General features: G+C 71.2%; 10 protein-coding genes. 7 read left to right on the forward strand and 3 right to left on the reverse strand.

All coding sequences use genetic code 11. The annotated features are described in order from the left end of the window. The first annotated feature begins 135 nt into the window (after positions 1-135). From FB381_RS19285 to FB381_RS19295, 3 genes are all read left to right on the forward strand, one after another. Positions 136-906 (forward strand): CDP-alcohol phosphatidyltransferase family protein, encoded by a 771-nt coding sequence (locus FB381_RS19285; RefSeq protein ID WP_141781773.1) that lies wholly within the window; start codon positions 136-138, stop codon positions 904-906. Continuing rightward, complete coding sequence (locus FB381_RS19290) at positions 903-2894, forward strand: glycosyltransferase (RefSeq protein ID WP_141781774.1); 1992 nt, start codon at positions 903-905, stop codon at positions 2892-2894. The genes FB381_RS19285 and FB381_RS19290 overlap by 4 nt, the downstream gene beginning before the upstream one ends. Before the next feature lie 370 nt (positions 2895-3264). After that, positions 3265-4461 (forward strand): MFS transporter, encoded by a 1197-nt coding sequence (locus FB381_RS19295; RefSeq protein WP_281285057.1) that lies wholly within the window; start codon positions 3265-3267, stop codon positions 4459-4461. A gap of 7 nt (positions 4462-4468) precedes the next feature. Here the strand turns inward: FB381_RS19295 and FB381_RS19300 are convergent, their stop codons facing one another. Beyond that, entirely contained in the window at positions 4469-5590 is a 1122-nt protein-coding gene (locus FB381_RS19300) for a DUF1972 domain-containing protein (protein WP_246088206.1), read from the reverse strand. 148 nt (positions 5591-5738) lie between these two features. Next, positions 5739-7070 carry a glycosyltransferase family 4 protein gene (locus tag FB381_RS19305; RefSeq protein ID WP_141781776.1) on the reverse strand — a complete coding sequence of 444 codons (1332 nt, stop codon included), beginning with the start codon at positions 7068-7070 and terminating at the stop codon, positions 5739-5741. A gap of 167 nt (positions 7071-7237) precedes the next feature. On the opposite strand from FB381_RS19305, the gene FB381_RS19310 reads away from it, so the two are divergent. From FB381_RS19310 to FB381_RS19325, 4 genes are read left to right on the forward strand one after another with little or no spacing between them, the layout of a single operon-like run. Next, entirely contained in the window at positions 7238-7513 is a 276-nt protein-coding gene (locus FB381_RS19310) for a PqqD family protein (protein WP_141781777.1), read from the forward strand. 4 nt (positions 7514-7517) lie between these two features. Further along, entirely contained in the window at positions 7518-7667 is a 150-nt protein-coding gene (locus tag FB381_RS19315) for a lasso RiPP family leader peptide-containing protein (protein WP_141781778.1), read from the forward strand. Continuing rightward, positions 7664-8890, forward strand: coding sequence for an asparagine synthase-related protein (locus FB381_RS19320; RefSeq protein WP_141781779.1), 1227 nt, complete (start codon positions 7664-7666; stop codon positions 8888-8890). The genes FB381_RS19315 and FB381_RS19320 overlap by 4 nt, the downstream gene beginning before the upstream one ends. Then, complete coding sequence (locus FB381_RS19325; RefSeq protein WP_141781780.1) at positions 8887-9327, forward strand: lasso peptide biosynthesis B2 protein; 441 nt, start codon at positions 8887-8889, stop codon at positions 9325-9327. Before FB381_RS19320 ends, FB381_RS19325 begins: the two co-directional genes overlap by 4 nt. An 823-nt stretch (positions 9328-10150) precedes the next feature. Here the strand turns inward: FB381_RS19325 and FB381_RS19330 are convergent. Continuing rightward, positions 10151-11386 carry a nucleotidyltransferase family protein gene (locus FB381_RS19330; protein ID WP_170225238.1) on the reverse strand — a complete coding sequence of 412 codons (1236 nt, stop codon included), beginning with the start codon at positions 11384-11386 and terminating at the stop codon, positions 10151-10153. Positions 11387-11447 lie beyond the last annotated feature (61 nt).

Here is an 11447-nt window from a genome sequence, read left to right on the forward strand (position 1 = left end):
GGCCGGCCGGGCCGAAAGTCCTGGCGATGTCCTACCTAGATCTGGGGATCGGGCAATCTCGCCGACCTGCGACAATCAACGCTGACCTAAGGTCTCGAAGTCCCTCCCCCACGTATGAGCGAAGCAGGATCCAGCATGGCCGCGACCGGCGCCGAACGCGCCCCAGGCGGGTTCCGTACGCATCTGGCGGCGCTCGCCAGGGCCCAGAAGCCCTCGCTGAACACCGCGGCCTACGCGCGGCTCGTCAACCGACCCGCCGGCCGGGTCGCCGCGGCGGCCGCGCACACGATCGGGGCCACCCCGAACCAGGTCACGGCGCTGAGCGCGACCCTCTCGGCCGCCGGGCTCGCCGTGCTCGCGCTGGTCGATCCGCGCTGGTGGACGGGAGTCGTGGTCGCGGTGCTGCTGGCCGCGGGCTACGCCCTCGACGCCGCCGACGGGCAGCTCGCCCGACTGCGCGGCGAGGGGTCACGCTCGGGTGAGTGGCTGGACCACACCATCGACTGCTTCAAGACCGCGATCCTACATCTGGCGGTGCTCGTGTCCTGGTATCGCTTCGGTCCGGCCACCGACGGCTGGCTGCTGGTGCCGCTCGGCTTCGAGGTCGTCGCCGTGGTGACGTACTTCGGACTGATCCTGATGCCGACGCTGCGGCCGGCACCCCCGGAGGTCATCTCGACAGGCTCAACCACCGGGGCCCAGGAACACCCGCTGCGCAAGTGGGCGCTGCTGCCGATGGACTACGGCGCCCAGTGCTGGATGTTCGTGCTGCTCGGATTCGGGGTGGTCTTCCAGGCGGTGTACGTCCTGGTCTTCGCCTGCAACGCCGCCGCGCTGGCCATCGCACTGCGCAAGTGGTGGCGTGAGCTGCGCGCGCTCGACGCCTCGCCGCCGGTCTCGTCATGAGCGGCCCCGCGACCAACGACCCCCTGACCAGCGATCTCGCGATGAGCGACCTCGCCAGGCTTGCCGTGGTCGTGGTCAGCTACGGCGACCCGGCATTGCTGGAGCGGCACACGACCCAGGTCGCCGAGGCGCTTCAGCCGGCCCGGGTCGTCGTGGTCGACAACCACTCCAGCGATGCCAACCGCGACGCGGTCCGTGCTCTGTGCGAGCGCGAGGGCTGGACCGGGGTGTTCCCGGGCACCAACACCGGTTTCGGCGCGGGCTGCAACCTGGGCGCCGCGGCCGCCCTCGACGCCGGCGCCGAGGTGCTGCTCTTCCTCAACCCTGATGCCACGGTCGACGCCGATTCGGCGCTACGTCTCATGGCAGCCGTCGACGCCGAGCCGCTCCTGCTCGCGGGCCCGACGGTGCTCGGCCCCGGCGGCGAGGTCGCGTCCGCGGGGATCGACCTCGATCTGAGCACCGGCACGATGCGTCCGTGGCGGCGCCGTGCCCAACGCACCACGGCTCAGCATCCGGAGGAGGACACGCTGCCATGGGTGACCGGGGCCTGCTTCGCGGTCACCCGTGAGCTGTGGGCACGGCTGGCCGGCTTCGACGAGCGCTACTTCCTCTACTGGGAGGACGTCGACCTGTGCGCGCGGACCCGAGCGTTCGGCGGACGGGTCGCGGTCGTCGACGGCGCCACGGCGGTCCACTCCGGCGGCGGCACCCAGCGGCCGGAGGGTTCCCGCGCCAAGTCGCCGGCCTACTACTACTTCAACATCCGCAACCGTGCCCTCTTCGCCCGGACCTGGCTCAGCGAGGAGCGCGAGCTGGCCTGGCGTCGCGGGGCGGTCGGGGCTGCGTACGAGATCTTGATGAGGGGTGGCCGCCGTCAGCTCCTGCACCCGGTGCGGCCAATCTCCGCCGTCGTCCGTGGCCTGCGCGACGGCCGCCGGGACCGGCCGGTCCGGGTCCTGGAGTCGGTCCGGGAGCTGCGCGCGACGACCAACCCCTACATCGTCCAGCTCGTCGAGACGCTGAGGCGGAGGGACGACACCGAGGTCGCGCTGTTCGGCTTCGCGCGGGCCGTCGTGGGTCGCTACGACGTCTTCCACGTGCACTGGCCCGAGCTGCTGCTGACGTCGGCACGTACGCCCCTGCGCCGGCTCGCCCGCCGCCTGCTCACCACCGCGTTCGTCGCGCGGCTCCGGCTGACCCGGACCCCGGTCGTACGCACCTGGCACAACCTCGTCCGACCCGACGGCCTGACCCGCTGGGACCATCGGCTCCTCGACGCGCTCGAGCGTCGGACCAGGCACGTCATCCGGCTCACCGACCAGACCGCTCCCCCGCTCGACGTGCCAACCTCGACGATCGTCCACGGGCACTATCGGGACTGGTTCGCCTCGGAGGTCTCGACAAGCTCGACCACAGGTTCGACCACTGGATCGACCACCGGATCGACCACCCGGCAGCCGAGGCGGGTGCTCTACTTCGGTCTGATCAAGCCCTACAAGGGCGTCGAGCAGCTCCTGGAGGCGGTCGCCGACAGCCCGGGGGCAGACCTGGACGTACGCCTCGTCGGCTCACCCTCCGACGCCGCCCTCGCCGATCGGGTCCGCGCCGCGGTGGCGGCCGACGCCCGGGTGAGCGCCGAGCTGAGCTATGCCGATGACGCCACTCTGGCCGCCGAGGTCGGTGCCGCCGAGCTCGTGGTGCTGCCCTACAAGGCGATGCACAACTCCGGCGCGCTGCTGCTGGCGCTCTCCCTCGACACCCCGGTCCTGGCCCCCGACAACGAGGTCAACCGTCGTCTCGCCGACGAGGTCGGCGCGGGGTGGCTGCACCTCTTCGACGGCACGCTCACCATCGAGGACCTGGAGCGAGCGTTGAAGGCGGTCGCCACGAACCCGCCTGCCGCGCGGCCCGACCTCTCGGCGCGGGAGTGGCCTGAGTCGGCGGCGCTCCACGCCGCGGCGTTCCGGGCGTCGTTGTATCCGTAGGTCATCTCGCCGCTCGTTTGCCGCAGCTGACTCAGTCGGGCACAGGGCTCGGGTCCATCGCGGCCGTGCGCCCAGCGTCACGAGTTCCCCACTGCTCCGAAGAGATCCCCATCGACGCGGATGTTCCCCACGCTCCGGAGCGTGGGGAACCTTCACCGCAGTGGGGAAGTGTCCCTGCCAGCAGGGAAGCGACGAGTGGGGAGTCGACTGAGCCGGCCGGAACGCTCGTTGGCAATGGGACGGACGGGTTCAGCGAGAGCTGAGACCGGTCAGTGGTGGGGTCGTCAGGCAGTCAGCCGGGTCGACGGCCCACCCAACCTCGAAGAACCATTCCACGACAGATGCCGAATCTCTTTACTAACCTGATCAGGTGCCCCCAGCCCCAGACCCCGAACGCCCACCGGTCTGGATCTCCATAGCCTCGTTCGTGAGCAGCTTCGACCGGTTCGTCGTGAGCCCGATCCTGGTCCTCGTCGCAGCGACGTTCGAGGTCTCGGTCGGGCAGGCGGTGGCGATCGCGAGCGGCTACTACCTGGCCTACGGACTCTGTCAGCCGTTGTGGGGCGCCCTCTCGGACAGGTTCGGTCGGGTGCGGCTGATGCAAGGGGCGCTCGTCGGGGCGGGCATCGCCGGGCTGGTCTCGGCGGCGGCGCCGAACCTGATCACGCTGGTGGTGGTGCGAGTCGTCGCGGGAGCGTTCTTCGGGGCGATCGTGCCGACGTCGTTGACGTACGTCGGGGACACCGTCTCCGCGACCCACCGGCAGCGCGCGCTCTCGGATCTGATGGCGGCGATGGCGGTCGGGACGGCGCTGGCCGCAGCGGCGGCGGGGATCACCGGTCAGCTGGCCGGGTGGCGAGTGGTGTTCGCGGTGCCGGCGGTCGTGGCGCTGGTCAGCGCCTGGGGTCTGCGCGCTCTCGCCGAGCCGCCGCGGAGCGCGACCGGTGGTGTCGCGGCCTCGTTCCGGGCCGCGCTCAGCAACCGCTGGGTCATCGTGGTCGGCGTGCTCGTCTTCGTCGAGGGCGGCCTGGTGCTCGGCGTCCTCACGCTCCTCGCCCCAGCCTTGCAGGCCCAGGGTGTCGACGCGGCGCGAGCGGGGCTCGCGGCGGCTGCGTACGGCATCGCGGTGCTGCTCTCCTCACAGGTCCTCAAGGCCCTGACCCGACGGGTCCCGCGCTGGGCACTGATGGCGATCGGAGGCGTGGCCCTGACCCTCGGGTACGCCATCGCGACGATGAGCGTCTCGGTGCCGACCATCATCGGGATCGTGGTGACGCTCGGGATCACCTGGGCGTTCCTGCACACCTCGCTCCAGACCTGGGCCACCTCGATCGTCCCCGAGGCGCGCGGCACCGTCGTCGCCTGCTTCGCCGCCTCCCTGTTCATCGGCAGCTCCGTCGCGGCCGTCGTCGCCGGTCCCGCTGCCGACCACGACCAGTGGCACATCCTCTTCACGGTCTGCGCCATCACCGCCGCCGTCCTGACGGTGGCCTGCGTGATCGCCTACCGCGCCTACGCCGCCCGCGAGCCCGAGCCTGCGGCCGCCGGCATCGCCACCGACGTCTAGAGCGGCGTCACCGCTCGACAGGCTCGACCACCGATGGCAGATGGGCGCGGACGAGCTCCTCGTACTGGTCGGTGATCTGGCCCCAGGTGAACTCGGCGGAGTGCCGGGCGCGGGCGGCACGAGACAGGGCGTCGGCCAGGTCCGGGGAGGAGAAGAGCTGCTCGAGCGCGGTGACCACACCGGCCTCGTCGGAGAAGTAGAGGGCGGCGGCGGCGGCGACCCAGCGGTTGTAGCGGTTGTCGTGGGCGATCACGGGGTTGCCGCAGCCCAGCGCCTCGACCAGCGACGGGTTGGTGCCACCGACCTGATGACCGTGGACGTACGCCACCGAGTGGAAGCGCAGGGCCGAGACGATGTCGGTCTCATAGATCGCGCCGAGGAAGACGACCTCGTCGCTCGCCGCGTCGAGGACGGCGCGCTGGTAGGGATCCTCGCGGTCATAGGAACCCAGGACGACCAGCTGACGGCCCCAGCGGCGGCTGGAGAACGCGCGGACGACCTCGAGGATGCTGTTCTCCGGGACCGGCCGCGCGACCAGGGTGAGGTAGGACCCCGGCTCCAGGCCGTGCTCGAGCACAGCTCGTTCGGGGGCGTCGATGATGGTGGGAGCGCCGTAGGCGATCGTGGTGATCTTCTCGGCCCGCACCCGCGTCTCCAGGTGGCGTGCGATCTCGGGGTGATCGGCGATGAGGTGGTCGCCCAGCCAGCAGGCGGCCCGCTCCTGGGTCCACAGGAACGCCTTCTCGGGGCCGGACCAGCGGGCCCGTTTCCACTCGATGCCGTCCATGTTGACGATGTTGGGGACGCCCCGTGAGCGCAGCACCGAGTTGAGCACACCGGTGTTGTAGCCGAAGGTCACGCACACGCTGCCGTCGAGAACCGCCTCGCGGGCGGCATGGCGTACGGCCCCGAGGTCGAACTCGATCGTCCCGCGCGGGCCGTCGTGCCGGGCGGGCACGTGGACCCGGTCGATGCCCTTCCACGAGTCGGTGCGCAGCTCCGCGCCGGGCTCGTCGTCCTGGCAGTAGACGACGACCCGCCAGCCGCGGTCGACCAGGTCGAGCCCGATGTTCTCCACAGCGGTCTCGAAACCGCCGTGCGCCGCGGGCACACCGCGGGTCCCGAGCATTCGCACCGTTGGTGCCACGTACGCTCCCAAGCTGATCTAGGAGCCGATGACCCCTGCGTGCAGTGCAAGGGGCTATCCAACGGGACGAAACGGGCTGCGTACCCCAATTTGGGGGTCCGTTCCCCCAAATGGGCGAACGCCGGGTGCCTCAGGCGGGTCCTCGGGTCAGCACGAACTGACGCAGGGCGTCGGGATCGTCCAGGTCGACATACTCGAACCCGTCGACCATGGCCGGGGCCTCACCGACCGCGCACATGGCGTCGTAGACCTGCACGTACGCCGCCGACTGCGGGCTCCAGTCCAGCACCTTCGCCGCGCGCTCCCGCGCCCGCAGCGCGAGCTCGACCCGCAGCTCGGGGTCGTCCAGCAGAGACTCGACGGCGTCGGTGAACGCGGCCACGTCCCCCGAAGGGACGAAGAGTGCGGCGTCCTCGGCCGAGACCCGCGTCTCGACCAGGTCGAAGGAGACCGACGGCAGGGCGTACGCCATGTACTCCATCGTCTTGTTCATCGTCGAGAAGTCGTTGAGCGGTGTCTTCAGGTCGGGACACAGGCCGATCGTGGCGGCGCTGAGGTGGCGTCCGATCAGCTCCGAGCCGGCCCGCCCGGTGAAGGTCACCAGGTCGTCGAGCCCCAGCTCGGTGCAGCGGCGCTCGAGGTCCTCGAGGCAGTCGCCGAAGCCCATCAGCACGGCGTCGACGTCACGCCGCCCGCGGCCGTGGACGAGCTCCTCCATGACCTCGAGCACCGTGTCGACGCCGTCCTGCGGCCCCATGATGCCGAGGTAGACCAAGGTGTGCCGGCTCGCGCTGACGCCGGGCTCCGGGACCTGCGGTCGCATCGGGCGCATCACGGAGGTGTCCGGTCCGCTGCGGACCACGGTCACGTGCGCAGGGTCGATGCCGCCTCGGGTGATCGCGATCCTCCGATAGGACTCGTTGGTCGAGATGACCCGGTCGGCGGTGGCGTACGTCTGCTTCTCGAGCCAGCGCAGCACGGCCAGCTGCGCGCGGCCGGAGAGGGACGTCGGCGTGCCGAACCGGGAGAGGAAGAGCTCGGGGTTGAGGTCGTGCTGGTCGAAGACGAACCGGACCCCACGGCGCTTCCAGATGCGGGCCAGGAGCCAGTAGGTGTCGGGCGGGTTGCAGGCCTGCATGATGCTGAACGGACGGTCCCGCCAGACCTTGTTCGCCAACAACGCCGTCCGGATCCAGCAGTAGACGAACTCGAGCAGGTAGCCGAGCACCCCGCGGGCCTGGGGAGCGGGCAGATACTTGTAGATGCGTACGCCGCTGATCTGCTGCCGCCCCGGGTCGCCGGGACCCTTCGGGCAGATCACGCTGACCTCGTAGCCGCGAGCGACCAGCGCCTGGCACTCCAGCCAGACACGTCGGTCCAGCGGCACCGGGAGGTTCTGCACGATGATCAGCACATGCGTCCTCGCGACGCCTTCGTTGACCCCATGAGCAGCCTTGATCATGAGAGCAGCGTTGAGGAGTCTCAGGGCCGGTCAGCGGGGCGAATGGGCCATATCCCCGAATCCGGGGATCGTGGGCATCGGTAGCGGCTCCGACGCCGTCCGCCGCTCATACGTTCTCATCATGCCTCCCGTCGCCGACGGGAACCGCGCATGGAGGGGTAGCGCAGATGAAGCTGGACAGCCAGAGAATCACGTGGCGAGAGATCGATGGCGAGCTGGTGATCCTGGACCTGGCTGCCTCCACCTACCTGACGACGAACGAGACCGGCACGGCGCTGCTCAAGGAGCTGGTCGAGGAGCGGAGCACCGAGGAGCTGGTCGAGGTGCTGATGAGCGCCTTCGACGTCACCTCGGAGACAGCCGTTGCCGACGTACGAGCGTTCGTCGAGGATCTCGACCGGAACGGCCTGCTGGCGCAGGCCTCTCAGCTCGAGAGGAGGTGACAAGATGCAGAAGGCCTACGTCTCGCCCACTCTCACCAAGGTGGGCACCGTGAAGGACCTGACTCTCGGTGAGGGACTGCAGGGATCCGACGACACGTTCGTGTTCAACTGGGGCCCGTTCCACATCGTGATTCCGTACGGGAACGGATCATGACCGTCCGTAGGGACCCGGGTGCGGCCATCACCGGCCGCACCCGGGTCCCTACGCAGTCGACCTACCTGCGCTGCACTCCGCTGGAGGCCGCGGCCGGCTGGGCCCACGGCCGCGAGCCACGGCCGCCGCTGCCGCACGACGTGCCGGCACCGCGAGCCGCCCTCGACGACGTCATCCGCCCGAGTCTGCTCGAGGGCCCCTGCTACGTGACCTTCTCGGGCGGGCGCGACTCCTCCGCGATCCTGGCCGCGGCCACCGACCTCGCCCGGCGCGAGGGGCTGGCCCTGCCGGTCCCGGTCACCCGGGTCTACCCGAACCTCCCCGACACCGACGAGTCGCAGTGGCAGCGCATGGTGATCGACCATCTCGGGTTGCCGGAGTGGGTCCGCTTCGAGTTCCGTGACGGCGAGTCGGACCTGCTCGGCGACGCGGCCCTCGCCGGCCTGCGCCGGCGAGGCCCGATCTGGCCACCGGCTCTGCACGCCCACGACGCGGTGTTCGGCCGCCTCGGGCAGGGTGCCCTGCTGACCGGCGAGGGCGGCGACGCGGTGCTCGGCGCGCGTCGCATCGCCGCGATCACCCTGATCCGGCGCACCCGCCGAGCGCCCCGACAGCTGCTGCTCCCGGCGCTGCGCTCGGTGCTCCCCCGGCCGCTGCTGAGACATGCGATGACCCGGATGGCCCGCTCCTCCGACCAGGCACGGTGGCTGCGTCCCGAGGCGATGGCCGAGCACGTACGCCGCGTGGCCGAGGATGCCGCCGCCGAGCCGTTGCGCTACTCGTCCTCGGTATGGGCGATCCCGGGTTGGCGCTCGTTCGCCACCATCCGGCACAACCACGCCACCGCCGCCGCCGAGCACGGGTTGCGGGCCGTCGACCCGCTCCTCGAGGACCTTTTCGTCGCCTCCCTCGCCCGTGCCGGCAACATCCTCGGCTTCGGTGACCGCACGCTGACGATGTGGTCGCTCTTCTCCGACCTGCTGCCGCCCGCGGTGTTGTCCCGGTCGACGAAGGCCGCCTTCAACCATGCCCACACCGGCGAGCGGACCCGCGACTTCGCGCGCGCCTGGGACGGTCACGGCATCGACGAGACGTTGGTCGACCCCGAGCGGCTGCGCCAGGTCTGGCTCTCCGAGGAGCCCACGATGGCGACCGGAACGCTGCTGCACCAGGCGTGGCTCGCCTCGCACCCTGGACCTCCTGTTCCGGGAGCGGTCCGATGATCCGCCCGGCCGGGTGGCGACCGGCCGAGCTGCCGTGGCTGGTCGCCGCGCTCCTGCTCGCGCTGGTCGTCGAGGCCGGCCTCCGGCTGCTGAGCCTGCCTCGCCTGGCGGCGCTGCTCGGCGTACCTCTTGACCTGGAGTCCGCCCCGGCGGCGCCGGCGAGGAACCTCCTTCCGGCCCGCCTCCAGGTGCGCCTGCACGCCGTGCGGCGGGTCCTGCGCCACTGGCCGTTCGGCGACACCTGCCTGCGGCATGCTCTGGTGGCTGGTTCGCTGATGCGACGCCTCGATCCGGTGCTACAGGTCGGCGTCGCCCGCAGCGCGGACGAGGTGCGGGCCCATGCCTGGCTGCTCGTGAACGGGGCGATCATCGACCCGTGGTTCGCGGTCGCCTCCTACCTGCCGCTCGCGGCACCAGGACAGGAGACAAGACGATGAGCGAGCTCGTGCGCCTCTACGGGATGAACATCCGCACCGAGATCCCGACCCATCAGCACCGGCCCGTCCCGCCAGGGGCGCGACCGGACCTGGAGATCAACCTCGGACCACCGGTGCCCGCGACCGACGCCGCACCACCGGGCAAGGTCCTGCTCGACCTCCGAGGCAACCAGCAGTACTACACCGGCACCCAGCACGAGGACGGCTTCTCGCTGCGGTTCCACGGCACCTGTGACATCGAGATCGACAGTGGCCTCGGCCGTGCGGTCGTGCATCCCGTGACCGGCGGCGAGAGCGGGATGCTGTCGGTGCTGGCCGGCGGCACGTTGCTGGCCTTCGTGCTCGGGCTCCGTCGCGCGCCGGTCCTGCACGCCAGCGCCGTGCACGTGGGCGATGAGGTCCTCGCCTTCGCCGGAGCCTCCGGCATGGGGAAGTCGACCATGGCCACCTTGCAGTGTGCCGACGGCGCCGCGCTGGTGACCGACGACCTCCTCCGGCTCGACCTGACGACGCGGCGGCCGCTGTGCTCGCTGGGGGCGACCGAGCTGCGGCTGCGCAGGCCCGCCGCCCAGCTCGCCGACGTTCAGGTCGGTGCGGGAAGGCAGCGGGCAACCGCCGACGACCGCAACGCGTTCGCCCCGCGGACGGCGACCACGGAGTCGCTGCCGCTGGCCACGATCGTGGTGCCGGTGATCGACCGCGACCCGGCCCGGACGGCCGTACGGATCGAGTCGCTCGCACCGCTGGACGCGCTGCTGCTGCTCACCCGGTTTCCCCGGCTCCTGGGCTGGCGGTCCCCAGCGATCCTCCGCGACCAGCTGGATCAGATCGGCGATCTGGTCGAACGGGTCCCGGTCCATGTCGCCGTCGTCCCGGCCGGGCCTCCCTTCCCCTCCGGCCTGGCGGGCGCCGTACGTGACGGGGTGGGCCTCGCGGCCTCGGCCTCGACCGCCGCGAGATAGGTCGCCAGCAGCTCGTCACCGAAGGGTGCCCTGGTGCCGTGCCGGGTGACGGCCGACCGGACCATCCGCAGGCGCAGGTTGCGCGCCGCACGGCCGGTCGCACCGCCGAGGCTGGACGTGGCGCCGCGGCCGACCCCTTGAGCCAGGTAGCCGGCCGGCGTCGAGACCTCGACAGGCCCCGGCACGGGCCACCAGGCGTCGACCATCCGTTGCAGCGCCTTGAACCCGGTCCCCAGACCGAGGTCATGGGCCAGGCGATCCGGCAGCGGGGTCCCCAGCACCGCATGAGCGCGGGCGAGGACCACGAGAAGGTGCCCGGCGGTCCCGGAGGCACGGGCCCGGGCGACCACCACGTCCCAGTCCTCGACCCGGTTCGCGGCTCGGTCGGCGTCGACGAGATACCCGAGCTTCACCGCACCCGTCCCGGCACCGTGATAGCAGACGTGCACCAGCGTGTCGGCGGCATCCATCGTCCAGGCGGGCACACCGCCGAGATCGAGGGCCGTACGTCGGGCGACGACCTCCTCGGTGGACACCGGGAACCGCGTCCGCAGCGCGCGGGTGAGCATCGGCGACCAGTGCAGGTCGAGCGACTCCCATCCGGGGCGCATCAGGTCCACCTCACCCGGCACCACGTCGAGACGGAACCAGTCGACCTTCCGGACCGCCGACCACCCGGCACCGGCGAGCCGCTCGACCGCGTTCCTCAGCTGGTCCGGGGGCACGAGCAGGTCGATGTCGCCGTACGACCTCAGTCCGGGCACCGGGTGGGCGACCTCGGAGAGCGCTGGCCCCTTGTAGACCAGCCACGGCACATCATCCAGAGCCCGGGCCACCACACCGATCGCGGTCGACGCACGCAGGTGGCGCATCATCGCCAGATGCCGGTCGAGCAGCAGCCCGGCGGCGTACCCCGGATGACCGGCGGCGAGGCGGGCGTGGGCCAGCGGCGCGATCCGGTGGAACCGGGCAGCGGCGGCCAGGTCCTCGGGTGACACGACGTCCTCGGACAGGTCGACCGGCGCGCCGGTGCACAGAGCCACCAGCGCTGCCTCGAGCATCCGCTCGTGCCGCGTACGTCGTCCTCCCACGCTCACCCTCCCGCATCGTCCACGGGCGTGCCGCCCTCGCGGCATACCGTCCTCGGGGTATATGGCA

It is taken from the genome of Nocardioides albertanoniae, assembly GCF_006716315.1.
In the GTDB taxonomy this organism is placed as follows: Bacteria; Actinomycetota; Actinomycetes; order Propionibacteriales; family Nocardioidaceae; genus Nocardioides; species Nocardioides albertanoniae.

Bases quoted from the DNA above. Each gene is read 5' to 3' on its own strand.
- FB381_RS19285 (WP_141781773.1), top strand. From the start codon at position 136: ATGGCCGCGACCGGCGCCGAACGCGCCCCAGGCGGGTTCCGTACGCAT.
- FB381_RS19290 (WP_141781774.1), top strand. From the start codon at position 903: ATGAGCGGCCCCGCGACCAACGACCCCCTGACCAGCGATCTCGCGATG.
- FB381_RS19300 (WP_246088206.1), bottom strand. From the start codon at position 5,590: ATGCTCGGGACCCGCGGTGTGCCCGCGGCGCACGGCGGTTTCGAGACC.
- FB381_RS19305 (WP_141781776.1), bottom strand. From the start codon at position 7,070: ATGATCAAGGCTGCTCATGGGGTCAACGAAGGCGTCGCGAGGACGCAT.
- FB381_RS19310 (WP_141781777.1), top strand. From the start codon at position 7,238: ATGAAGCTGGACAGCCAGAGAATCACGTGGCGAGAGATCGATGGCGAG.
- FB381_RS19315 (WP_141781778.1), top strand. From the start codon at position 7,518: ATGCAGAAGGCCTACGTCTCGCCCACTCTCACCAAGGTGGGCACCGTG.
- FB381_RS19320 (WP_141781779.1), top strand. From the start codon at position 7,664: ATGACCGTCCGTAGGGACCCGGGTGCGGCCATCACCGGCCGCACCCGG.
- FB381_RS19325 (WP_141781780.1), top strand. From the start codon at position 8,887: ATGATCCGCCCGGCCGGGTGGCGACCGGCCGAGCTGCCGTGGCTGGTC.